This window comes from Pseudomonas quasicaspiana (assembly GCF_021147825.1).
GTDB lineage: Bacteria > Pseudomonadota > Gammaproteobacteria > Pseudomonadales > Pseudomonadaceae > Aquipseudomonas > Aquipseudomonas quasicaspiana.
The window spans coordinates 54273-76443 of the sequence record NZ_JAGTPI010000011.1 but is presented as its reverse complement, the minus strand read 5'-3'; the positions used below and the strand labels follow the sequence as shown (position 1 = coordinate 76443).

22 protein-coding genes are annotated in these 22171 nt (G+C 58.7%); 14 read left to right on the top strand and 8 right to left on the bottom strand.

The window, feature by feature from the left end; translation table 11 throughout:
* Positions 1-4: 4 nt before the first annotated feature.
* The 3 genes from eutC to exaC all read right to left on the bottom strand — a co-directional run bounded on the left by eutC (position 5) and on the right by exaC (position 4109).
* Positions 5-841 carry an ethanolamine ammonia-lyase subunit EutC gene (gene eutC, locus KDX30_RS09895; RefSeq protein ID WP_164706192.1) on the bottom strand — a complete coding sequence of 279 codons (837 nt, stop codon included), beginning with the start codon at positions 839-841 and terminating at the stop codon, positions 5-7.
* 11 nt (positions 842-852) lie between these two features.
* Positions 853-2247, bottom strand: a complete 1395-nt coding sequence (locus tag KDX30_RS09890) for an ethanolamine ammonia-lyase subunit EutB (protein ID WP_231675638.1) — start codon at positions 2245-2247, stop codon at positions 853-855.
* A 341-nt stretch (positions 2248-2588) separates the two neighbouring features.
* On the bottom strand, positions 2589-4109 hold the full coding sequence (exaC, locus tag KDX30_RS09885; protein ID WP_099268211.1) for an acetaldehyde dehydrogenase ExaC: 1521 nt from the start codon (positions 4107-4109) through the stop codon (positions 2589-2591).
* Between the two features lie 258 nt (positions 4110-4367).
* On the opposite strand from exaC, the gene mpl reads away from it, so the two are divergent.
* The 3 genes from mpl to KDX30_RS09870 are packed head-to-tail and all read left to right on the top strand — an operon-like array spanning position 4368 to position 6620.
* A complete protein-coding gene (gene mpl, locus KDX30_RS09880) occupies positions 4368-5717 on the top strand; it encodes a UDP-N-acetylmuramate:L-alanyl-gamma-D-glutamyl-meso-diaminopimelate ligase (RefSeq protein WP_231675637.1) in 1350 nt (449 codons plus the stop codon).
* Entirely contained in the window at positions 5714-6343 is a 630-nt protein-coding gene (ubiX, locus tag KDX30_RS09875) for a flavin prenyltransferase UbiX (protein WP_027897914.1), read from the top strand. Before mpl ends, ubiX begins: the two co-directional genes overlap by 4 nt.
* Entirely contained in the window at positions 6336-6620 is a 285-nt protein-coding gene (locus KDX30_RS09870) for a YceK/YidQ family lipoprotein (protein ID WP_027897915.1), read from the top strand. The genes ubiX and KDX30_RS09870 overlap by 8 nt, the downstream gene beginning before the upstream one ends.
* 178 nt (positions 6621-6798) lie before the next feature.
* On the opposite strand, the gene KDX30_RS09865 is transcribed toward KDX30_RS09870, so the two are convergent.
* The 3 genes from KDX30_RS09865 to KDX30_RS09855 all read right to left on the bottom strand — a co-directional run bounded on the left by KDX30_RS09865 (position 6799) and on the right by KDX30_RS09855 (position 9782).
* Positions 6799-7440, bottom strand: coding sequence for an oxidoreductase (locus KDX30_RS09865; RefSeq protein ID WP_099268213.1), 642 nt, complete (start codon positions 7438-7440; stop codon positions 6799-6801).
* Between the two features lie 25 nt (positions 7441-7465).
* Positions 7466-9190 (bottom strand): C13 family peptidase, encoded by a 1725-nt coding sequence (locus tag KDX30_RS09860; protein WP_231675636.1) that lies wholly within the window; start codon positions 9188-9190, stop codon positions 7466-7468.
* A 136-nt stretch (positions 9191-9326) separates the two neighbouring features.
* Positions 9327-9782 (bottom strand): MaoC family dehydratase, encoded by a 456-nt coding sequence (locus KDX30_RS09855; protein WP_027897918.1) that lies wholly within the window; start codon positions 9780-9782, stop codon positions 9327-9329.
* Between the two features lie 189 nt (positions 9783-9971).
* On the opposite strand from KDX30_RS09855, the gene KDX30_RS09850 reads away from it, so the two are divergent.
* Genes KDX30_RS09850 through KDX30_RS09840 form a run of 3 tightly spaced genes read left to right on the top strand, consistent with a single transcriptional unit; the run spans position 9972 to position 11647 of the window.
* Positions 9972-10340, top strand: a complete 369-nt coding sequence (locus tag KDX30_RS09850) for a CidA/LrgA family protein (RefSeq protein WP_027897919.1) — start codon at positions 9972-9974, stop codon at positions 10338-10340.
* Positions 10330-11046: an LrgB family protein gene (locus KDX30_RS09845; RefSeq protein WP_027897920.1), complete on the top strand. Its 717-nt coding sequence runs from the start codon at positions 10330-10332 to the stop codon at positions 11044-11046. Before KDX30_RS09850 ends, KDX30_RS09845 begins: the two co-directional genes overlap by 11 nt.
* 10 nt (positions 11047-11056) lie before the next feature.
* A complete protein-coding gene (locus tag KDX30_RS09840; protein ID WP_231675635.1) occupies positions 11057-11647 on the top strand; it encodes an LON peptidase substrate-binding domain-containing protein in 591 nt (196 codons plus the stop codon).
* A 197-nt stretch (positions 11648-11844) separates the two neighbouring features.
* Here the strand turns inward: KDX30_RS09840 and KDX30_RS09835 are convergent, their stop codons facing one another.
* Positions 11845-13161, bottom strand: coding sequence for a bifunctional DedA family/phosphatase PAP2 family protein (locus KDX30_RS09835; protein WP_231675634.1), 1317 nt, complete (start codon positions 13159-13161; stop codon positions 11845-11847).
* A 2-nt stretch (positions 13162-13163) separates the two neighbouring features.
* Positions 13164-13835 carry a DNA-3-methyladenine glycosylase gene (locus KDX30_RS09830; protein WP_231675633.1) on the bottom strand — a complete coding sequence of 224 codons (672 nt, stop codon included), beginning with the start codon at positions 13833-13835 and terminating at the stop codon, positions 13164-13166.
* Between the two features lie 337 nt (positions 13836-14172).
* Here KDX30_RS09830 and KDX30_RS09825 point away from each other — a divergent pair, with 337 nt between their 5' ends.
* The 8 genes from KDX30_RS09825 to KDX30_RS09790 all read left to right on the top strand — a co-directional run bounded on the left by KDX30_RS09825 (position 14173) and on the right by KDX30_RS09790 (position 22126).
* Positions 14173-15444 (top strand): glutamate-5-semialdehyde dehydrogenase, encoded by a 1272-nt coding sequence (locus tag KDX30_RS09825; protein WP_099268218.1) that lies wholly within the window; start codon positions 14173-14175, stop codon positions 15442-15444.
* 64 nt (positions 15445-15508) lie between these two features.
* Positions 15509-16153 (top strand): nicotinate-nucleotide adenylyltransferase, encoded by a 645-nt coding sequence (nadD, locus tag KDX30_RS09820; RefSeq protein ID WP_176560584.1) that lies wholly within the window; start codon positions 15509-15511, stop codon positions 16151-16153.
* Between the two features lie 16 nt (positions 16154-16169).
* The gene (gene rsfS / locus KDX30_RS09815; protein ID WP_027902314.1) at positions 16170-16568 is read left to right on the top strand and encodes a ribosome silencing factor; all 399 of its coding nucleotides are present in this window, start codon (positions 16170-16172) and stop codon (positions 16566-16568) included.
* Between the two features lie 9 nt (positions 16569-16577).
* The gene (gene rlmH, locus KDX30_RS09810) at positions 16578-17045 is read left to right on the top strand and encodes a 23S rRNA (pseudouridine(1915)-N(3))-methyltransferase RlmH (RefSeq protein WP_027902315.1); all 468 of its coding nucleotides are present in this window, start codon (positions 16578-16580) and stop codon (positions 17043-17045) included.
* 12 nt (positions 17046-17057) lie between these two features.
* A complete protein-coding gene (gene mrdA, locus KDX30_RS09805; protein ID WP_122707054.1) occupies positions 17058-18959 on the top strand; it encodes a penicillin-binding protein 2 in 1902 nt (633 codons plus the stop codon).
* A 31-nt stretch (positions 18960-18990) separates the two neighbouring features.
* Positions 18991-20094, top strand: a complete 1104-nt coding sequence (gene rodA / locus KDX30_RS09800) for a rod shape-determining protein RodA (RefSeq protein WP_049827151.1) — start codon at positions 18991-18993, stop codon at positions 20092-20094.
* A gap of 17 nt (positions 20095-20111) precedes the next feature.
* Positions 20112-21119 carry a lytic murein transglycosylase B gene (gene mltB, locus KDX30_RS09795; RefSeq protein ID WP_099268219.1) on the top strand — a complete coding sequence of 336 codons (1008 nt, stop codon included), beginning with the start codon at positions 20112-20114 and terminating at the stop codon, positions 21117-21119.
* Positions 21119-22126, top strand: a complete 1008-nt coding sequence (locus KDX30_RS09790) for a septal ring lytic transglycosylase RlpA family protein (RefSeq protein ID WP_231667782.1) — start codon at positions 21119-21121, stop codon at positions 22124-22126. The genes mltB and KDX30_RS09790 overlap by 1 nt, the downstream gene beginning before the upstream one ends.
* The last annotated feature ends 45 nt before the right edge of the window (positions 22127-22171 follow it).

Here is a 22171-nt window from a genome sequence, read left to right as displayed (position 1 = left end):
ATGCTCAGTCCGATGGCCCTGCCAGTAGAAAGTTGCCTTTCGTGTTCAACGGCTCATCGGATTCCAGGCTGTTGAGTTGCGCGTCGTCCTTGAGATTGACCCCGGATATACCCCGCGTGCAGGCCTCTCGCATCAAGTAAAGCAGACGATGCGCGGCCATTGCGTAACTCAGCCCTTCAAGTCGTACATTCGAGATGCAATTGCGGTGCGCGTCATTGAGACCGACTTTGGGGGCGTAGGTGAAATACAGCCCCAAACTGTCTGGCGAGCTGAGGCCGGGACGTTCGCCGATCAGGATCACCGACATTTTCGCCCCGAGCAATTCGCCGATTTCGTCAGCAATCGCGACCCGGCCTTGTTCCACCAGAATCACCGGTGAAAGCGTCCAGCCTTCGGCGCTGGCCAGTTCTTCCATGCGCGCCAGAAACGGCACCGTGTGGCGATGTACGGCCAGAGCCGACAATCCATCGGCGACCACTACAGCCACATCAATCCCGCCGGGATGTGCCGCTGCGTAATCGCGAAGGGTTTGCGCGGAAGCCTCGTCCAGACGACGGCCCTTGTCCGGGCGTTGCAGGTAGCTGTCGCGGTCGGTTGCGGCGCTGTGTAAATGCAGGGTCTCGCGATTTTTAGCGGTCAATTGTTCGCTGAGCGCTGCGTGATCGAACGGCAAATGCACGGCATCCCGAGCCTGCGCGTGGGCAAACTGGAAATCCAGTTGCGCACTGGTGGGCAGGCTGGTGCCGGTGCGACCCAGGGCGATTCGCGCGGGGGTGAGGCGGCGCAGTTCCAGCCACGGGTTTGGCGTGTTGTCGGGTTTGCTTTCGGGGAGATCGTCCATCAACTCGTCACTCATGCCAGATGCGCCAAGGCGTTGCGAAAGGCCGGCGGCAGGCTGTCACCGAAGCGTATACGGCCATCGGCCTGGGTGAAGATGCCCATTTTTTCCAGCCAGGCTTCGTATTCCGGTGCTGCACGCAGGCCCAGTGTTTGCCGGGCGTAGAGTGCGTCGTGGAACGAGGTGGTCTGGTAGTTGAGCATGATGTCGTCAGAGCCGGGGATGCCCATGATGAAATTGATGCCCGCCACGCCCAACAGCGTCAGCAGGGTATCCATGTCGTCCTGATCGGCTTCGGCGTGGTTGGTGTAGCAAATGTCGCAACCCATGGGCACACCCAGCAGCTTGCCGCAGAAGTGATCTTCAAGCCCGGCGCGGATGATCTGTTTGCCGTTGTAGAGGTATTCCGGGCCGATGAAGCCGACCACGGTGTTGACCAGAAACGGGTTGAAGTGCCGGGCCACGGCGTAGGCGCGGGTTTCGCAGGTTTGTTGATCGAGGCCGTGATGGGCGTTGGCCGACAGTGCGCTGCCCTGACCTGTCTCGAAATACATCAGGTTCTGGCCCAGCGTGCCGCGATTGAGGCTCAACCCCGCTTCATAACCTTCCTGCAACAGATTGAGGTTGATGCCGAAACTGGAGTTGGCCGCTTCGGTGCCGGTAATCGACTGGAAGACCAGGTCCACCGGTACGCCACGATTGATGACTTCAATCGAAGTGGTGACGTGTGTCAGTACACAAGCCTGAGTCGGGATTTCATAGCGCTGGATAATTGCGTCGAGCATCTCCAGCAGAGCGACGATGGATGAGGTGCTGTCAGTCGCCGGGTTGATGCCGATCATGGCGTCGCCGTTGCCGTATAGCAGACCGTCGAGAATGCTCGCGGCGATACCGGAAGGCTCATCGGTAGGGTGGTTGGGTTGCAGGCGGGTTGATAAGCGACCGCGCAGGCCCAGGGTGCCGCGAAACTTTGTGACCACACGAATCTTCTGCGCCACCAGTACCAGGTCCTGAACGCGCATGATCTTAGACACAGCAGCGGCCATTTCCGGTGTCAGACCGGGGGCGAGGGCGCGCAGGCTGGTTTCGTCGGCTTTGTCGCTGAGCAACCAGTCACGAAAACCGCCGACGGTCAGATGGCTGACGGGGGCGAAAGCCAGTGTGTCATGAGTGTCGATGATCAGTCGGGTGACTTCGTCTTGCTCATACGGGATCAGCGCTTCTTCAAGAAAGTGCTTGAGGGGAATATCAGCCAGCGCCATTTGCGCGGCAACTCGCTCGCCATCATTCAACGCCGCTACGCCCGCCAGAAAATCCCCGGAGCGCGCTGGACTGGCCTTTGCCATAACGTCTTTGAGGCTATCAAAGCGATACGTCTGTGCGCCGACGGAGTGGGAAAAGCTTGCCATACAGAATCTCCGTGACGCCCCGGTTCAAATACGGGGCGAAGGCAGCAAAGTAAGCAATTAATACTCCATCATGGCCCAAGGCGCCAATTGCCGGGGGCGGCGTGTCGTGAATGCAGTGGGTGGCGGCGTTTTGTGAACTGTTTTGGGGCGTTAAGCTCTCTGTGAACTGGAATGCAATCCTTCCTGTGGGAGCTGAGCTTGCTCGCGATAAGGCTGGACACGGTTCACTTCAGATCGCATCCAGCCTTATCGCGAGCAAGCTCAGCTCCCACAGGGATTGGGGGTGGCTCCAAAAACACCAATGGCCTCCGAAGAGGCCATTGGCAGTCAATCAACCCGTCTTAGAAAAAGCCCAGCGGATTGGTGTCGTAGCTCACCAGCAGGTTTTTGGTCTGTTGGTAATGCTCAAGCGCGACTTTGTGGGTTTCGCGGCCAACACCGGACTTCTTATAGCCACCGAACGCCGCGTGCGCCGGATACAGGTGATAGCAGTTGGTCCACACGCGACCGGCCTTGATTGCACGGCCCACGCGGTAGGCGCGGTTGATGTCCCGGGTCCATAGCCCTGCACCCAGACCGAACTCGGTGTCGTTGGCGATGGCCACTGCTTCGGCTTCATCCTTGAAGGTCGTAACGCTGACCACCGGGCCGAAGATTTCCTCCTGGAACACGCGCATCTTGTTGTTGCCTTTGAGCAACGTCGGCTGGATGTAGTAACCGGTTGCCAGATCGCCTTCCAGTTTCTCCACCTTGCCACCCGTCAGCAGCTCGGCACCTTCGCCCTGGGCGATTTCCAGATAAGAGAGGATTTTGTCGAACTGCTGCTGCGAAGCTTGCGCACCGACCATGGTGTCGGTGTCCAGCGGGTCGCCGCGCTTGATCTTCAGGACCTTCTTCATCACCACTTCCATGAACTGCGGGTAGATCGACTCCTGTACCAGCGCGCGGGAAGGGCAAGTGCAAACTTCGCCCTGATTGAAGAACGCCAGCACCACGCCTTCAGCGGCTTTTTCGATGAACTCGGGCTCGGCGTTCATGATGTCTTCGAAGAAGATGTTCGGCGACTTGCCGCCCAGCTCAACGGTGGACGGGATGATGTTATCCGCCGCCAGCTTCATGATGTGCGAACCCACCGGGGTCGAGCCGGTGAAGGCGATCTTGGCGATGCGCTTGCTGCTGGCCAGGGCTTCGCCCGCTTCACGGCCATAACCCTGCACGATGTTGAGTACGCCGGGCGGCAGCAGGTCGCCGATCAGTTCAACCAGCACGCTGATACCCAGCGGGGTTTGTTCGGCCGGTTTGAGGACGACGCAGTTACCGGCAGCCAAGGCTGGAGCGAGCTTCCAGGCGGCCATCAGGATCGGGAAGTTCCAGGGGATGATCTGCCCGACCACGCCCAGCGGTTCATGAATGTGATAAGCCACAGTATTGCCGTCAATCTCGGCTGCGGTGCCTTCCTGAGCGCGTAGTACGCCTGCGAAATAACGGAAGTGATCGACTGCCAGCGGAATGTCGGCGTTCAGGGTTTCGCGGATGGCCTTGCCGTTGTCCCAGGTTTCAGTGATCGCCAGGATTTCGAGATTCTGCTCGATACGGTCGGCGATTTTCAGCAGGGTCAGTGAGCGCGCCTGAACAGAGGTCGATCCCCAGGCGTCGGCAGCGGCATGAGCAGCGTCCAGGGCTTTGTCGATGTCTTCGGCCGTAGAGCGCGGGAAATCAGCGATGGGCTTGCCGGTAATCGGCGAGGTATTGGTGAAATATTGACCTTTGACCGGCGCAACGAACTCGCCGCCAATATAGTTACCGTAGCGCTCCTTGAAGTTGACCAGAGCGCCTTCAGTGCCGGGATGTGCGTAACGCATGGTGATTTCTCCTGATTTTTTGTTGTTGGGAGAGCTGACAAGACAGTAGCTCTGAATCGTGCGGTTGTTCAAGCGTAGAGCAAAGGGCGCAAATACGCTTTTGTAGGACCGCGCTTGCCCGCGATGCAATTTCGACTTCGACATGTGTGTAGGCCGACACAATGCTGTCGCGGGCAAGCGCGCTCCTACCGGGTGTTGATACTAAGTGCCATTTCACCCTCTGTGAGCTAACCTGCGCGGATGTTTTAAGAGGTGGTCATGCATATTCATATCCTTGGTATTTGCGGCACGTTCATGGGTTCTCTGGCGGTGCTCGCCAAAGAGTTGGGACATCGGGTGACCGGTTCCGACGCCAATGTCTATCCGCCGATGAGCACGCAATTGCAGGCTCAGGGCATCGAGCTGACGCAGGGTTACGACCCGGCGCAACTGGACCCTGCGCCGGATGTGGTGGTGATTGGCAACGCGCTGTCGCGTGGCAACCCTGCCGTCGAATATGTGCTCAATAAAGGTTTGCCGTATGTGTCCGGCCCACAATGGCTGGCCGATCACGTGCTGCAAGGCCGTTGGGTGCTGGCGGTTGCGGGCACCCACGGCAAGACCACCACCAGCAGCATGCTCGCCTGGGTGCTGGAACATGCGGGCATGAGCCCCGGTTTCCTGATTGGTGGTGTACCGCAGAACTTCGCGGTGTCGGCCCGGTTGGGCGGCACGCCGTTCTTCGTGGTCGAAGCCGACGAGTACGACAGCGCCTTCTTCGACAAACGCTCCAAGTTCGTTCATTACCGTCCACGCACCGCGATCCTCAATAATCTTGAGTTCGATCACGCTGACATCTTCCCCGATCTGCCTGCTATCGAACGCCAGTTCCACCATTTGGTGCGGACTATCCCAAGCGAAGGCCTGGTCATTCATCCGACGACCGAGCCTGCGCTGACCCGCGTGGTTCAAATGGGCTGCTGGACGCCGGTGCAAACCACCGGCCAGGGCGGTCAGTGGCAAGCGCGTTTGTTGCGCGAGGACGGTTCGCAGTTTGAAGTGATCTTCGAAGGCGAAGTGCAGGGTACGGTGGACTGGGACATGACCGGTCAGCACAACGTTGCGAATGCCTTGGCTACGCTTGCAGCTGCACGCCATGTTGGCGTCGTACCTGCGCTGGGCGTCGAAGCCTTGAGTGCATTCAAAAGCGTCAAACGTCGCATGGAGAAAGTTGCAGAAGTGCACGGCGTCACCATCTACGACGACTTCGCTCACCATCCGACCGCCATCGCCACCACTTTGGACGGCTTGCGCAAGAAAGTCGGTGATGCTCCCTTGATCGCGATCATTGAGCCGCGCTCCAACTCCATGAAGCTCGGCGCTCACCGCGACGGTTTGCCGGAAAGCGTGCAGCAGGCTGATCAGGTGGTCTGGTACGCACCGGCCAATCTCGGCTGGGACCTAGGCGCAACCGCGGCGCAGTGTTCAGTACCGGCAGTGGTCTGTGATTCTCTTGAGGGCATTATTGCTCGTGTGAAAAGCCAGGCTCAGCCCGGTACACACGTGGTAATCATGAGCAACGGCGGCTTCGGCGGCCTGCACGGCAAACTCGCCGAGGCGCTGCAATGAGCGGCCCGGAGCGCATTACCCTGGCGATGACCGGTGCGTCCGGCGCGCAGTACGGCTTGCGCCTGCTGGACTGTCTGGTGCGTGAAGATCGCGAAGTGCACTTCCTGATCTCCAAGGCCGCGCAGTTGGTGATGGCGACGGAGACCGACGTTTCGCTGCCGCCCAAGTCGGCGATGATGCAGGCCTTCCTCACCGAGTACACCGGCGCTGCAGCGGGGCAGATTCGGGTGTATGGCAAAGAGGACTGGATGTCTCCGGTGGCTTCAGGCTCCGGCTCGCCCGCCGCAATGGTGGTGGTGCCGTGTTCCACCGGCTCGTTGTCGGCCATTGCGACCGGCGCTTGCAACAACCTGATCGAGCGCGCCGCCGACGTGACCCTCAAGGAGCGTCGGCAGTTGATTCTGGTCCCGCGTGAGGCGCCGTTTTCCAGCATTCACCTGGAGAACATGCTCAAGCTGTCGAACATGGGGGCGGTGATTCTGCCTGCTTCGCCGGGCTTTTATCACCAGCCGCAGACCATTGATGATCTGGTGGACTTCGTTGTGGCGCGGATTCTCAACCTGCTCAACATTCCGCAAGACATGCTGCCACGCTGGGGTGAGCATCACATGGGCGGCGATGAATAAGCTGCTGCTGATCGCGCTGGCGTTGAGCCTGACGGGCTGCGCTACCGCCCGTACGCTCAATGCAGCACAGCCCGGCGCGCCAGTGGTGTATGCCGGCACGCGGCTGGATTTGTATGCGATGCAAGGTGGCTGCTGTGCAATGGACCGCTTTGGTGCGCATGCGCCAAGCTATCCAGGGCTGGACCTTCCGGCCAGCGCGTTGCTCGATACGTTGCTGCTGCCACTGTCTCTATTGACCGCCGCAGGAGTGGGCTTTCAGGCGAGTGGTGGGTTGTAGCCCTTGTTGGATTAGCCCTGTGGGAGATTCTATGTTGGCCTGCAAGCATTGATCCCGGTGGGAGCGAATTCATTCGCGAAGAGGTCCGTACAACCGATACAAAGCTATCGCCTCTGATACTGCATTCGCGAATGAATTCGCTCCCACATTGATGTCCGCCGGGAAACTTCCCGAGGCTTCACTTCCCCAACCGCCGCAGCTCATCCGACTCCACAATCCGCACTCCGGATTGCTCTTCAAGCGCCAGACGCCATAGCGCTCTGCCCAACGTGCACGCTTCAATCGCGCCGTATTTGCCGGGGATCAACTTGGCCAGCGGCGCTGCAAGTTGTTCCGCCAGACGCTGGTCGCTGCGGTTGCCCACCAGCAGGGAAGGGCGGGCGATGGTCAGTTGTGGCCAGTCCTGAGCGATGAGCGCCTGTTCCATCTCACCTTTGATTCGGGTGTAGAACACGCTGGATTTCGGATCAGCATTGATGGCACTGATAACCAGCAAATGCCGCGCGCCGAGCTCTCGCGCGCGCTTGGCGAACGCCACGACCAGATCCAGATCAACCGCTTTGAATGCTTCCTGTGACCCTGCCTGTTTGATCGTCGTACCCAGGCAGCAGAACGCGATATCGACCTGGCCACTCAAGCCAGGCAACAGCCCGCTCAGATCGCCGACCGGGTTTTCCAGGTGTGAATGCTCGGGCACTGGCCGACGCGTCGGTGCCAATACGCGGCTGATGGTGGGTTCATTGAGCAGGCGATCCAGCAAGTGTTCGCCAGTGAGACCGGTAGCTCCCGCAAGCAGGATGTGTTGAGGCGTCAAGTACATAGCATTCTCCCTTGATACCGACAGCTTAGTGGCTTGCAGCAGTCTTCGCTTCCTTGCGGATCATCGCGGTGTTCAGGGCCCGTTCCGCCTGGTTCTTGCGCAGCAATTGCCAGCGGGAAATCACGCCCTTGGGTGCCCAGATCTGCGGCTCAGACGCTTCGTAGTTATCTGCTATCTCACGCTCTGCGACGAAAGTTTTGGCGTCGCTGAAAGCTTGTTGCAGGTCATCGGTTTCGACCAGCGCCTTGGCAAATAGTGCATCGCCAAAATAAGTGAAGTCCGCTTCTTCCGAGCAGCCAAAGGAAACCCGGTCAGCACGGGAGGCGGTCATGATCAGCGTACGCTCGTCTTTCAGTGCCGGGATGAAGCCGCCGGAGTAGCAGGCTGAAATGACGATGACTTTGTCGCGATTCTTCAAGGGGGCCAGTGCTTCAGCCAGTTCGTCGGCGGGCAGGTCGGCCAGTTCCAGACGAGGCTGATCGAGTACCAGTTCATGCTCGGAAGTGCCGTGGCTGGTCAGGTAAATGAACACCAGATCTTCCGGGCCACTGCGTTGTGCCAGGGTTTTCACTGCGCGGCTGATGCTTTCCCGAGTGGCCAGAGGACGATCAATCATGTGGTCGCGATGGTTGACCAGCGTAATCTGCCCAAAAGCGCCGAAGCGTGAGGCCAGCAAATTGTTGACGTAGTCGGCTTCGCGCAGGAACACGCTTTGTTTGCCGTCGCCGCCCACCACCAGGCTGAACAGCTCTACTGATGGCGTTGAGGCCGGTACCGCAGCGAGAGATTTTTCCAGTAGCGGGCCCTGGGCCAGCAAGCCAGCCTCCAGCGTATCGGGCAGCAGTTTGCCCTTGGCGTCGCGGAGCAATTGTCCGTTGGCCCACGTGCCGCTTTGGACGCTGCCCTGAATCGGAGTCAGAACGCCTTGGCCCTGATAGACGTCATCGGCGAATTGCCCAACGTAAGTCGTGCCATCCACCAGCCTCAAGCGGCCCTGGCCGGTAAAGCGCCAGTTAGTGAATTCCCCTTGGTAGCGGCTGCCATCTGCACCGATCAACTCGCCTTTGCCGTTTAACGCGCCCGCTCTGAACTGGCCCACCCACACGTCGCCATCGCTATTTTCGTAGCGGCCGCGGCCATCCAGTTGGTTGTTACGAAAGCCGCCGACGTACTGATCGCCTTCGGCACTGGTAAAGCTGCCGTTGCCTTCCAGCTTGCCGTTGACGAATTTGCCGCTGAACTGGTTACCGCTGGCGTCGCTGCGCAGACCTTCGCCATTGGGCTTGCCGCGGGCAAACATGCCTTGGTACTGGCTGCCGTCTTCGAGTTCGATACGGCCTAACCCTTCGTACTGGTCAGCCTTGAAGGCCCCGCGATAAGTCAGGCCCTTCTCTTTGAGTGTGCCTTCACCTTCGCGGCGTCCCTGTTTGAAACCTCCGACGTAGACACCACCGTGAGTAATCAGTGTGCCTTCACCGTCGAACAGACCGTTGGCGAAGCCACCTTTATAGGTGTCGCCATTACTCGCGTGCCATTCGCCGTGGCCCTGCCACAGTCCGTCGTGAAATTCTCCCTTGTACCAACTACCGTTGGGGTAGTCGATGCGGCCCTGGCCCTGTAGCAGGCCATTGACCACGTCACCGCGATAGCGTCCACCGTCTGGCAGGCGCGCGTCAGGAGGGGACAGCGGTTCGCCCTCTCCGCAAGCAGCGAGAAGAAAAGTCAGAGCCAAAGGAACAAGCGCGCGCATGGTCAATCCTGAGCAAGATGATTTCAGGCGTGCAAGTGACGATCAGGTGGCGTTATGTGCACAGCCGCAGGGAGTATGCCGCAGCGAGTATTAGTGACGAAACAGTCTGTAACGACTGTTTCGTGTTTTGGCCGTTTTACACGAAGCACAACGACAAAGGTTCGGCAATGAATGCGGGCTTTTCCTGCCCTTCGATTTCCAGTGTGGCCGTGGCTTTGAGCAGCCATTGACCGGGCTTTTTCTCGGTGACTTCAGTCAGCGCGACTTTTAGACGAACGCGTGAATCGACTTTGACCGGCTGAATGAAGCGAACGCTGTCCAGCCCATAGTTGACCACCATTTTCAAACCGTCAGGCAGCACCAGCAGGTTTTCCATCAACTTGGGAATCAACGATAACGACAGGAAACCGTGGGCGATGGTCCCGCCAAATGGCGTCTGCGCAGCTTTGACCGGATCGACGTGAATGAACTGGTAATCGCCCGTGGCTTCAGCGAATAAATTAATGCGTTCCTGGTCGATGGTCAGCCATTCGGAATGTCCCAACTCCTTGCCAATGTAGTCCTTGAGCTCTGCAACAGGTACGAAAGGCATGTCCACTCTCCTTGTTCTGGCTGATGTTGTTGTCGCTTTTTGCGTGTTATTGCGTAGGATTTTGCCTGCGCTTGCGACACCAAGATCAGCAGAGAGAGTGGGATTGGTCAAGGAAGCCTAATGTCGCGAATGCCCATCCATAGCTCTACAAGGTGCTTATAATGGCCCGCGAATCTGCTGGAGCTTTCTATGTTGCTAAGGGGCCTGACCTGGCTGGTGCTGTTTCAATTACTTGGCACTGCGCTGAATCATTTGTTCTTGTCCATTTTGCCGGGGCCAATCATTGGTCTGGTGCTGTTGCTGGCATTCCTCATGGTGCGCGGCGAAGTCAGTGAGCCCATTAGTCAGGCTGCCAGCAGTCTGCTGCGTTACTTGCCGCTTTTGCTGGTACCGCCTGCAGTGGGCGTGATGGTCTATGCGGCGGCAATTGCCGAAGACTTCTGGGCGATTGTCGGCGCGTTGGTGCTGTCGCTGCTGATTGCCCTGACTTTTGCCGGATGGCTGATGCAGAAACTGATCGAACGTCAGGCGCGTGCCGGGAGGCATCATGACGCTTGATTGGTACGGCGCCGGGATGTCGGTGATTCATCATCCGCTATTTGGTATAGCGATTACTCTGGGCGCTTATCAACTGGCGCTGGCCGCTTATGAGAAGACTCGTCTGGTGTTCCTGCAACCGGTGTTGATCTCCATGCTGGTGCTGATTGGTGTGCTGACCGCCTGTGGCGTGAGCTATGTGGAGTACCGCAAGAGCACGGAAATCCTCAGCGTCCTGCTGGGCCCGGCGACCGTTGCGCTGGCCGTGCCCCTTTATTTGAATTTGCGTCGAATTCGTCAGTTGTTGTGGCCGACCTTAACTACGCTGGTAGTGGGCGGCGTGTTCGCCACCGGGCTGTGTTTGCTGCTGGGTGTGTGGTTCGGTGCCGATCACATGATTTTGATGACCATGGCGCCGAAATCAGTGACGTCACCGATCGCCATGCTGGTGGCTGAGCAGATCGGCGGAGTTGCAGCACTGGCCGCAGTGTTCGTTCTGATCACCGGCGTGCTTGGCGCTATATTCGGGCCCGGCTTGCTGACGCTGGCGCGGGTCGATAATCCTGCTGCGCGGGGTATGGCGCTGGGCCTGACGGCGCATGCTGTCGGGACTTCAATCGCGTTGCAGGAAGGCGAGGAGTGCGGCGCGTTCGCTGCGCTCGGGATGAGTCTGATGGGAGTCGCCACGGCGTTGTTCCTGCCGTTGGCGGTGTCTCTGGTCGTTTAAAGGTGCATGTATGACATTGCCGCTGTTTCCACTTAACGCTGTGCTGTTTCCGGGGTGCATTCTCGATCTGCAATTGTTCGAGGCGCGCTACCTGGACATGATCGGGCGCTGCATGAAGCAGGGAGAAGGTTTTGGCGTGGTGTGCATCACCCAGGGCAGTGAAGTCGGCGATGCTCCCAGCGAATACTCCCTGATTGGCTGTGAAGCACTGGTACGTGACTTTCAGACACAGGACAACGGTCTGCTGGGGATTCGTGTCGAAGGCGGACGGCGGTTTCGCGTGTTGAGCACCGAAACCCAGCGCGATCAGTTACTGATCGCTCAGGTGCAATGGCTGGATGAGCCTCAGGAGCGCCCGCTTCAGGAGGAAGACGCAGATCTGGTGGCGCTGCTGGCAGCCCTAGCTGAGCACCCGATGGTGGAGGCCCTGAATATGGGGCTCAAGGCCAATGGTCAGTGGTCGCTGGCCAATCAGTTGGCCTATCTGCTGCCGTTCACCGAAGAGGACAAGATCGAGCTGCTGGAAATCGACGACCCGGAAGATCGCCTGGACGCCATCCAGGATCTGCTCGACGAAATGCAGGGCGATCTTCAGGCTTGAAACAACATTGTATCTGTAACAGCCCCCACAGGTTGGCCGTGGATCTTGGGTCATGATGGACCTGTGGGACCGAATTCATTCGGGAAGTCGATGTTTCAGTCGATACAAAGGCTGCGGATGTACCGGCCCCTTCGCGAATAAATTCGCTCCCACAGGGGATTTGATCTGCCAGGCCAGCATAGGATGCTTTTTCAGGGCTAGTACTGATAACGCAGCACCGCATGCGGTAGTGAGTGCAACGCGAAGCCGGTGAACAGCACGGCCAGCGAAGGCAATATCAGCCACCAGATACGCACCGGCAAGGCTGGTAGCGACGACTGACGCTGCACCACGCTCAGGCTGATAGCGCACAGCGTGAATGCCAGCAGCATTCCGGCCAGTACGTCGGTTGGCCAATGCACGCCGAGGTAAACCCGTGACATGGCAATCGAGATCGCCGGTAATCCGCCGAGCATCAGCCATGTCAGGCGCAGCCGCACCGGCTGGCCGCGACCAGCCAGTACTGCCAGGGTCATGGAAAATGCAAATGCGGCAGAGCTGTGGCCACTCGGCATGCTGTAAGTGGTCAACGGCTCAAGCAGCACTTCCGGACGCTGGCGTGCGAACACCCATTTCATCCCGCCATTAGCGCAGGCTGTACCCAGCGTCGTTATGCAGGCAAACAGCGCATGCCGCCATTGTCGGGTGATCAGCAATATCACCAGCAACAAGGCTGCGGCGAAGAACTGGGTACGGAAATCACCAAGGCCCGTTACAACGATCACGAACTGATCGACCACTGTGCTGCGGTGTTCCTGGATCAGCGTCATGATGCCGTTATCAAGCTGCGTCAGGTGCGGCCAACCGAAGAATATGGCGGCGAGTAGAACTGCACTGGTCGCCGCGATGATTTCAGTGGCGTACTTTTTGGAACGCAGGCTGGTCTGGATGGCGACGCCGATCAGTATCGCCAGTCCACCGCCGACTACGGCCGCCTGAGGCCAGAAACCTTCCGGCAATGGCAAGCGAACAGCCGCGCCCGCAGCCCAGCCCGGTAGCAGATAGGCTATCGACCAGCCTACCGCAGCGATGACGCTTACGGCGGCGAAGCGCGGGAACGGCATGTCGAACATGCCTGCCACCATGGGCAGCATCGGCCGCAGTGGCCCAATGAAGCGCCCGACCAGCAGGCTGGCGATGCCGTAACGCTGGAAATAGGTTTCTGCGCCGCCGATCCACTCCGGATGGGTACGAAGGCCCGGAAGGCGTCGAATGCTCTGATGGTATTTACGACCAATGAAGTAGGAAACAGCATCACCCAAAAGGCCGCCGAGAAAACCCAGCAGCAGGACCTCACCCAGCGGCAGAATTCCGCTGCCGGCCAACGCTGCAACAGCAAACAGTACGACCGTTCCCGGCACGATAATCCCGACAATCGCTACGCATTCAACGAACGCGATCAAAAAGATAGCCACGCTCAGCCACGAGGGATTGACCGCCAGCCAGCCGGTGATGCTGTCGAGCCATTGGCCCATGGTTAATTTCCTTGATCGAGATAAAAGTAGTCGCGCCCTTCGACCTGACCGCGTCGCAGCGGGTTCCGTGTGCAGAAGCGAGCGTATTCAGGGTCCACGAAGCGGTACATCAGGTGTTCATCACGGCCCAGGGGGATGCCCAGCCGCGTGGTCTGGATGATACGGGGTGGCGTTTGGCCCACATCTTCCACGAGCAATAAATTTGCATCGAAACGTTTCGCGTCCCACATAGGCACTTTAAGGCCTAGCGCTTTGCACAGTAGCGTCTGGCCTGCGCAAAGACGCTCGGGCGCACGCAGCGCGCCGCTGGCATCGGGGTTGTTCAATTGCATTCTGACCAGGCTATTGGCATCCGATACGGCATCGACCCATGGATGGGCTGATTTGATCAGTACCGCATTGCCCGGCCCTTCGGCGCTGAAGTTAAGCGAATCCCCGCCGCGTGCGTAGTACATATATATGTGCCCGCCATCGAGAAACAGTGCTCTGCGTTTTTCGGTGTAGCCGAGTGATGCGTGGCTGCCTTTTTCGGCGAAATAGTAAGCTTCGGTTTCGATAATGCGCGCGGCAAGCCAAAGATCGCCCACCTTGTGCCTGATCACTTTGCCCAGCAGCGCCTGCGCCAGAACCTGGGCGTCGCGGTTGAAGAAACTGTCGGGCAAGGGGATTGGCATAGCGGGGTACACAAAAGGGGCGGGCGCTGATCATATCAATGCGCGGCTTAATTGCAGCTGAATGTGACAGTTCAAAATATGTGCCTGCATCTGTAGGAGCTGCCGAAGGCTGCGAAGCATTTACCCTGACACACCGCGATCGCAGCCTTCGGCAGCTCCTACAATTCACCTGGTTGTTGCGCGGCAGGGGTGTGTCAGTAGCACAGAGCGATCTCCTGAAGATAAAACCTGCGCCCTATTTCGCCCCGTTATCGACCATCCGCCTGTCACCGCTGTCGTTAGCGGCGCCCGACAGCTATAATCGGCCGCTTTCTTCTCTGCCAAGACCTCTGAGACCATGACTGAGTCCGTTCTTGACTACATGACCCGCCTGGGTCGCGCCGCCCGCGAAGCTTCGCGAGTGATCGGCCGTGCCAGCACCGCGCAGAAAAACCGCGCCCTGCTTGCCACCGCCGCCGCTCTGGACGAAGCCCGCGACGAGTTGTCCGCAGCCAATGATCTGGACCTGGCCGCAGGTCGCGCCAATGGTCTGGAGCCTGCCATGCTTGAACGTCTGGCCCTGACCCCCGCACGTATCGACAGCATGATCGTCGGGTTGCGTCAGGTGGCGAATCTGCCCGACCCGGTTGGCGCGATCCGCGACATGAGCTTTCGGCCGTCGGGTATTCAAGTCGGTAAGATGCGTGTCCCCCTGGGCGTGGTCGGGATCATCTACGAGTCACGTCCGAACGTGACCATCGATGCTGCCAGTCTGTGCCTGAAGTCGGGTAACGCCACTATTTTGCGTGGCGGCTCCGAAGCGATTAACTCCAACCGGGCGATTGCTGCCTGTGTACAGCGCGGTCTGGCTGAAGCCGGGCTGCCTGCTGCTGTGGTGCAAGTGGTTGAAACCACTGACCGCGCCGCCGTCGGTGCGCTGATCACCATGCCCGAGTACGTGGATGTGATCGTTCCTCGTGGCGGCAAGGGTTTGATCGAGCGTGTCAGCCGTGATGCGCGTGTCCCGGTCATCAAACACCTGGACGGTATCTGTCATGTCTATGTCAGCGCCCACGCTGACCTGCCCAAGGCTCAGCGAATTGCCTTCAACGCCAAGACTTACCGTTATGGCATTTGTGGTGCTATGGAAACGCTGCTGGTCGATCAGACCATCGCCGCCGAATTTCTGCCTCAGATGGCTGCCCAGTTCCGCGAAAAAGGCGTTGAGCTGCGTGGCTGCGAGCGCACCCGCGATCTGATCGAAGCGATCCCGGCCACCGAAGAAGACTGGAATACCGAGTATCTGGCTGCGATTCTGTCGATTCGTATCGTGACCGGGCTGGATCAGGCCATCGAACACATCAACCACTATGGCTCGCATCACAGCGATGCCATTGTTTCAGACCATCAGGGGCAGGTTCGCCGTTTTATGGCTGAAGTCGACTCCAGCTCCGTAATGGTCAATGCACCTACCAGCTTTGCCGATGGCTTTGAATACGGATTGGGTGCGGAGATCGGCATTTCTACTGATAAGCTGCACGCCCGTGGTCCGGTCGGTCTGGAAGGGCTGACGTGCGAAAAGTACATCGTGATCGGCGACGGCCAGTTGCGCGGACAGGAGCCAGCCTGACTTGAGCGCACCTGTGCAGCACGCGCCAATTCCCGCGGATGCTGTAGTCGAGGCCGTTGAGGTCTTGCCCAAACGTATCGGTATGCTGGGCGGCACGTTCGACCCGGTTCACATCGGTCACTTGCGCGGAGCCCTTGAGGTTGCCGCGTTGCTTGAACTCGATGAGTTGCGCCTGACGCCCAGCGCCAGGCCACCTCATCGCGAAATGCCGAGTGTCAGCGCAAACGACCGTCTCGCGATGGTCGTTTGCGCAGTGGCCGGCGTGACGCCCTTGACGGTGGATGACCGTGAACTGAATCGGGACAAACCGTCGTACACCATCGACACCCTGGTATCGATGCGCGCCGAACTGGCCGCAGAGGACCAGTTGTTCCTGTTGCTGGGCTGGGATGCTTTTTGCGGGCTACCCACCTGGCATCGTTGGGAGGAGTTGCTGGAGCACTGCCATATAGTGGTGCTCCAGCGCCCGGACGCCGACAGCGAGTCGCCGGATGCCATGCGCAACCTGCTAGCGGCCCGCGCGGTCAGCGATCCGAAGGCCCTTAAGGGGCCCGGCGGGCACATTACATTCGTCTGGCAGACGCCTTTATCGGTGTCTGCCACCCAGATCCGCCAACTGCTGGCCAGCGGTAAGTCGGTACGTTTTCTGGTGCCAGACGCCGTACTGGCCTACATCGAGGAGCACGGGCTGTACCGTGCTCCCAATTGAACTGAATGAGTTTTATATGACCAAGCAAAAACACAACATTTCCGGCGAAGAGCTGGTTGAACTGACCAAGGCCGCTCTGGAAGACGTCAAAGCCCAGGACATCCTGGTCATCGACGTGAAAGACAAGCACAGTCTGACTGACTACATGGTTATCGCCACCGGTACCTCGAACCGTCAGATCAACGCGATGCTCGACAAGGTTCGCGAAAACGTCAAAGCCCGCGGCGCACAGCCTTTGGGCGAAGAAGGCAAGGGCGAAAGCGATTGGGTACTGCTCGATCTGGGCGACGTTATCGTGCACATGATGACTGCCGCGGCTCGTCAGTTCTATGACCTGGAACGCCTCTGGCAGGGTGCCGAGCAGAGCCGTGCTGCGAGCGCTGCGCACCACACGCCAGGCAACGAAGTCGAATAAGGCTTTATTGTGCGTCTGCGTTTGATTGCCGTTGGTTCGCGTATGCCCAAGTGGGTGGAAGAAGGCTGGCATGAATATGCCAAGCGTCTGCCATCCGAACTGGCGCTCGACCTCGTGGAAATTCCGCTCAATACCCGTGGCAAGAATGCCGATGTGGCCCGCCTGATCCGTCAGGAAGGCGAGGCCATGCTGGCAAAAGTGCAACCGGGCGAGCGGATCGTGACCCTGGAAGTGCACGGCAAGCCATGGAGCACCGAACAACTCTCGGTTGAGCTGGACCGCTGGCGCCTTGATTCACGAACTGTGAATCTTATGGTGGGCGGCCCGGAAGGGCTGGCCCCGGAAGTCTGTGCGCGCAGCGAGCAACGCTGGTCATTGTCACCTTTGACGTTGCCGCACCCTCTGGTGCGCATCCTCATTGGCGAACAGATCTATCGCGCCTGGACAGTTCTGTCCGGGCACCCCTATCACAAATAGCATCGCGCCCTCATGTCTCAGCCGATTCGCCTAAAAGACCACGAGAAAGACGCACGCCTTGTGCGTGGTCGCGTCGTGGTCGGGGCTGTGGCCGTGGTGGCGCTGGTGTGTGTGTTGATTGCCCGGCTGTATTTCTTGCAGGTCATTCAGTACGACTATCACTCGACCCTGTCGGAAAACAATCGCGTCCATGTACAGCCGATTCCGCCGAGCCGTGGGTTGATCTTCGACCGCAATGGTGTGGTGATCGCTGACAACCGGCCCAGTTTCAGTTTGAGCATGACCCGCGAGCGTTCTGGCGACTGGGCGCAGGTGCTGGACACCATCGTCGAGGTGCTGGAACTGACACCGGACGACCGGCTGATCTTTGAAAAGCGCATGAAGCAGGGGCGGCGGCCATTTGAGCCGGTGCCTATCCTTTTCGAGCTGACTGAAGAGCAGATCGCCCGCGTGGCGGTTAACCAGTTCAGGTTGCCTGGCGTGGAAGTCGTTGCGCAGCTCGTTCGGCATTACCCTCAGGGTCCGCACTTTGCACACTCTGTGGGTTACATGGGGCGGATCAACGAGAAAGAGCTGAAAAACCTCGATCCGGTCAACTACAGCGGTACTCACCACATTGGCAAAACCGGGATCGAGCGTTTCTACGAAGATCAGTTACACGGTCAGGTGGGTTACGAGGAAGTCGAAACCAACGCCCGTGGTCGTGTCTTGCGAGTGCTTAAGCGCACTGATCCGGTGCCCGGCAAGGACATCGTCCTCAGCCTGGATATCAAGCTTCAAGAAGCCGCCGAAGCAGCACTGGCAGGGCGTCGTGGCGCAGTTGTGGCCATGGACCCGAGAAACGGCGAGGTGCTGGCGATGGTCAGCGCGCCGAGCTTCGACCCGAACCCGTTTGTAACCGGCATCAGTTTCAAGGCTTATGCCGAGTTGCGTGATTCCATCGATCGGCCGCTGTTCAACCGGATTCTGCGCGGTTTGTATCCGCCCGGTTCGACCATCAAGCCCGCTGTGGCGATTGCCGGACTGGATTCGGGTGTTGTGACAGCGTCAAGTCGGGTGTTCGACCCGGGCTATTACCAATTGCCCAATTACGATCACAAATACCGTAACTGGAACCGCACCGGCGATGGCTATGTGGATCTGGATACCGCAATCATGCGTTCCAACGATACCTATTTCTACGATCTGGCCCATAAGCTGGGCATTGACCGGCTCTCCGCATACATGAACAAGTTCGGTATCGGACAAAAAGTATCTCTGGATATGTTTGAAGAGTCTCCCGGCCTGATGCCATCCCGTGACTGGAAGCGTGCGACCCGTCGTCAGGCCTGGTTCCCGGGGGAAACACTGATTCTCGGGATCGGTCAGGGCTACATGCAGGCCACGCCGTTGCAGCTGGCCCAGGCCACCGCGCTGGTTGCCAACAGAGGCGTGTGGAACCGGCCACATCTGGCCAAGAGCATCGAGGGTGAGAAGCCTGTTGATGAAAATCCGATGCCCAATATCGTGTTGCGTAACCCCTCTGACTGGGACAAGGTCAACCACGGCATGCAGCAGGTTATGCACGGCGCCCGGGGTACAGCGCGCAAAGCCGCCATTGGTGCTCAATACCTGATCGCTGGCAAAAGCGGCACCGCGCAGGTGGTGGCAATCAAGCAGGGCGAGAAGTACGACCGCTCCAAGGTTCAGGAACGTCACCTCGACCACGCGCTGTTCGTAGGCTTTGCTCCGGCCAATGATCCAAAGATTGTGGTTTCGGTCATGGTCGAAAATGGCGAGTCCGGCTCAGGTGTCGCGGCGCCTGTGGTTCGTCAGGTCATGGATGCCTGGCTGCTCAAACCTGACGGAACACTCAAACCTGAATATGGCGGCGCTCAAGCCGTGGAGGCCGCGGCCAGTGCCAGTGAAGAGTAATTTCGACCGCATTTTGTCCAGCGAAGACGTGATGCGTCGCCGCGCGACCTTCTTGCAGCGCATTCATATCGATGGTCCTTTGCTGGTGCTTTTGTTGACCCTGGCGGCGGGCAGCCTGTTCGTCCTGTATTCGGCCAGCGGTAAGAACTGGGACTTGCTGATCAAGCAGGCGAGTTCGTTCGGTATTGGTCTGGTGGCAATGGTGATCATTGCCCAGTTGGAGCCGCGCTTCATGGCTCGCTGGGTCCCGGTGCTATACGTGATCGGCGTGTTATTGCTGGTGGTGGTGGATGTGATGGGCCACAACGCCATGGGTGCCACGCGCTGGATCAATATCCCAGGAGTCATCCGCTTTCAGCCGTCCGAGTTCCTCAAGATCATCATGCCGGCGACCATCGCCTGGTATCTGTCCAAGCGAACCCTGCCGCCGCAGCTCAAGCATGTTGGGGTGAGTCTGGCGCTGATCGGCGTTCCGTTTGCCTTGATCGTTCGCCAGCCAGACCTTGGCACCTCGCTGCTGATTCTGGCCTCGGGTGCGTTCGTGATGTTCATGGCCGGTCTGCGCTGGCGCTGGATTATCAGCGTGATCGCCGCTGCGGTGCCGGTATCTGTCGCCATGTGGTTTTTCATCATGCACGACTACCAGAAGCAGCGAGTGCTGACCTTTCTTGACCCTGAAAGTGATCCGCTGGGTACTGGCTGGAACATCATTCAGTCAAAAGCGGCCATCGGATCCGGCGGCGTATTCGGCAAAGGCTGGCTACTCGGTACTCAGTCACACCTGGACTTCCTGCCGGAAAGCCACACCGACTTCATCATCGCTGTACTGGGCGAGGAGTTCGGGCTGGTGGGGATTTGTGCGCTGTTGCTGATCTACATGCTGCTCATCGGGCGCGGGCTGGTGATTACCGCTCAGGCCCAGACATTGTTCGGCAAATTGCTGGCGGGTGCGCTGACAATGACATTTTTTGTTTACGTTTTCGTCAACATCGGTATGGTCAGTGGCCTGTTGCCGGTAGTGGGCGTGCCGTTACCCTTCATTAGCTATGGAGGAACTTCGCTCGTGACGCTGCTGTCAGCCTTTGGAGTTTTGATGTCGATCCATACACACCGTAAATGGATCGCTCAGGTTTGATTAAGGTGAAGAATTCAATGCAAGTAGTGCGTAGCTGGGCTCGATATGCTCCGGTGGTCGGCCTGGTTGGCATCCTTGGATCTGTTCAGGAAGCATTCGCCGGCGATTACGAAGGTTCGCCGCAAGTCGCCGAATTTGTCGGCCAGATGACTCGGGACTATGGTTTCGCTGGCGAACAACTGATCGAAGTATTTCGCGAAGTAGAACGCAAACAGGCGATTCTTGACGCGATTTCCCGCCCGGCCGAGCGGGTCAAGCAATGGAAAGACTACCGCCCGATGTTTATCACTGACGCGCGAATTGCGCGAGGTGTGGACTTCTGGCGTCAGCACGAAGCTGCGCTCACACGCGCGGAACAGGAGTATGGCGTTCCGGCTCAGGTCATCGTATCGATCATCGGTGTCGAAACCTTTTTCGGGCGTAATACCGGCAACTATCGAGTGATCGATGCACTGTCTACGCTGGGCTTCGACTACCCGCCGCGTGCTGACTTCTTCCGCAAGGAACTGCGCGAGTTCTTGTTGCTGGCACGGGAAGAGCAGGTTGATCCGCTGACGCTCAAGGGCTCTTATGCTGGTGCGATGGGGCTGCCGCAGTTCATGCCGAGCAGCTTCCGCGCCTATGCCGTGGATTTCGACGGCGACGGACACATTAATATCTGGACCGATCCGGATGATGCCATTGGCAGTGTGGCCAGTTACTTCAAGCAGCATGGCTGGGTAGCTGGCGAGCCGGTTGTCAGCCTGGCGAGCGTACGCGGTGAGCGTGTCGATGAAGGCCTCACACCGGGCATTGATCCGGTAAAGACCGTCGGGGAGTTGCGAGCCTTGGGGTGGTCGAGTCATGATGCGCTGCGCGACGACTTGCCAGTGACCGCATTCAAGCTGGAAGGCGAAAACGGACCTGAATACTGGATGGGTTTGAAGAATTTTTATGCAATCACTCGCTATAACCGCAGTGTGATGTACGCCATGAGTGTTCATCAGCTGTCTGAATTGTTGGTTCAAGCTCGGGGCGTCAAGTAATGCGGGCATTGCCGATGGTTACATCGTTGAAGTTGATGGCGTTGGCTTCGCTGTCATTGCTGGTGGTCAGCTGTTCGTCCCCAAGCCGTCCTGTGCAGAAGGGCACCGCCGGTATTTCTTCGCCACCGGGCCTGGACATCAACCGTGCGCATAAAGATGGCGCGCCCTGGTGGGACGTGGATATCTCGCGTATTCCGGATGCTACGCCGAGCCTGCACACCGGGCCGTACAAGGCGAACCCATACACCGTGCTGGGCAAAACCTATTTCCCGATCCAGGATTCGCGGAACTATGTCGCGTCGGGCACTGCGTCCTGGTATGGCACCAAGTTCCACGGGCAGAACACCGCCAACGGCGAGGTTTATGACCTGTATGGCATGAGCGCGGCGCACAAGACGCTGCCGCTGCCCAGCTATGTCAAAGTGACGAATCTGGACAACAACCGCACGGTGATCCTGCGGGTCAATGACCGCGGGCCGTTCTATTCGGATCGCATCATCGATTTGTCCTACGCTGCCGCCAAGAAGCTCGGCTATGCCGAGACCGGTACGGCGCGGGTGAAGGTCGAGGGTATCGATCCACAGGTATGGCTGGCTCAGAATGGGCGACCTGCGCCGCTGTTGCCTAGCCAGCCGCAAGCCATTCCGCAAGCTGCAGCCCCGGCATTGATTGCATCCGCCGGGACCATCGAGCAGTACACGCCACCGCCGCAACAGCACGCTGCGCCTGCGGTGCCGTTTGACGCAAAAAAAAACGCTTCCGCACCAGCCTCTGGGCTGTATCTCCAGGTGGGCGCGTTCGCCAACCCGGACGCTGCGGAGCTCCTGAGGTCGAAATTGAGCGGAATGGTTCGGGCTCCGGTGTTCGTGAGTTCGATAGCCCGCAATCAACAGACACTCTATCGAGTTCGAATGGGACCGATCGGCACTCAGGGTGAAGCCCAGCAAATGCAAAACAGCGTAAGGTCAGCCAATCTGGGCCAGCCTAGCGTCGTGACACTGGATTAAGAGCTGTTTACGTCCCGCAGAGATATACGGGACGCATCGGTTTTA

Coding starts and splice junctions, on each gene's coding strand:
- eutC (WP_164706192.1), bottom strand. CDS start 841: ATGGACGATCTCCCCGAAAGCAAACCCGACAACACGCCAAACCCGTGG.
- KDX30_RS09890 (WP_231675638.1), bottom strand. CDS start 2,247: ATGGCAAGCTTTTCCCACTCCGTCGGCGCACAGACGTATCGCTTTGAT.
- exaC (WP_099268211.1), bottom strand. CDS start 4,109: ATGCGTTACGCACATCCCGGCACTGAAGGCGCTCTGGTCAACTTCAAG.
- mpl (WP_231675637.1), top strand. CDS start 4,368: ATGCATATTCATATCCTTGGTATTTGCGGCACGTTCATGGGTTCTCTG.
- ubiX (WP_027897914.1), top strand. CDS start 5,714: ATGAGCGGCCCGGAGCGCATTACCCTGGCGATGACCGGTGCGTCCGGC.
- KDX30_RS09870 (WP_027897915.1), top strand. CDS start 6,336: ATGAATAAGCTGCTGCTGATCGCGCTGGCGTTGAGCCTGACGGGCTGC.
- KDX30_RS09865 (WP_099268213.1), bottom strand. CDS start 7,440: ATGTACTTGACGCCTCAACACATCCTGCTTGCGGGAGCTACCGGTCTC.
- KDX30_RS09860 (WP_231675636.1), bottom strand. CDS start 9,190: ATGCGCGCGCTTGTTCCTTTGGCTCTGACTTTTCTTCTCGCTGCTTGC.
- KDX30_RS09855 (WP_027897918.1), bottom strand. CDS start 9,782: ATGCCTTTCGTACCTGTTGCAGAGCTCAAGGACTACATTGGCAAGGAG.
- KDX30_RS09850 (WP_027897919.1), top strand. CDS start 9,972: ATGTTGCTAAGGGGCCTGACCTGGCTGGTGCTGTTTCAATTACTTGGC.
- KDX30_RS09845 (WP_027897920.1), top strand. CDS start 10,330: ATGACGCTTGATTGGTACGGCGCCGGGATGTCGGTGATTCATCATCCG.
- KDX30_RS09840 (WP_231675635.1), top strand. CDS start 11,057: ATGACATTGCCGCTGTTTCCACTTAACGCTGTGCTGTTTCCGGGGTGC.
- KDX30_RS09835 (WP_231675634.1), bottom strand. CDS start 13,161: ATGGGCCAATGGCTCGACAGCATCACCGGCTGGCTGGCGGTCAATCCC.
- KDX30_RS09830 (WP_231675633.1), bottom strand. CDS start 13,835: ATGCCAATCCCCTTGCCCGACAGTTTCTTCAACCGCGACGCCCAGGTT.
- KDX30_RS09825 (WP_099268218.1), top strand. CDS start 14,173: ATGACTGAGTCCGTTCTTGACTACATGACCCGCCTGGGTCGCGCCGCC.
- rsfS (WP_027902314.1), top strand. CDS start 16,170: ATGACCAAGCAAAAACACAACATTTCCGGCGAAGAGCTGGTTGAACTG.
- mrdA (WP_122707054.1), top strand. CDS start 17,058: ATGTCTCAGCCGATTCGCCTAAAAGACCACGAGAAAGACGCACGCCTT.
- rodA (WP_049827151.1), top strand. CDS start 18,991: ATGCGTCGCCGCGCGACCTTCTTGCAGCGCATTCATATCGATGGTCCT.
- mltB (WP_099268219.1), top strand. CDS start 20,112: ATGCAAGTAGTGCGTAGCTGGGCTCGATATGCTCCGGTGGTCGGCCTG.
- KDX30_RS09790 (WP_231667782.1), top strand. CDS start 21,119: ATGCGGGCATTGCCGATGGTTACATCGTTGAAGTTGATGGCGTTGGCT.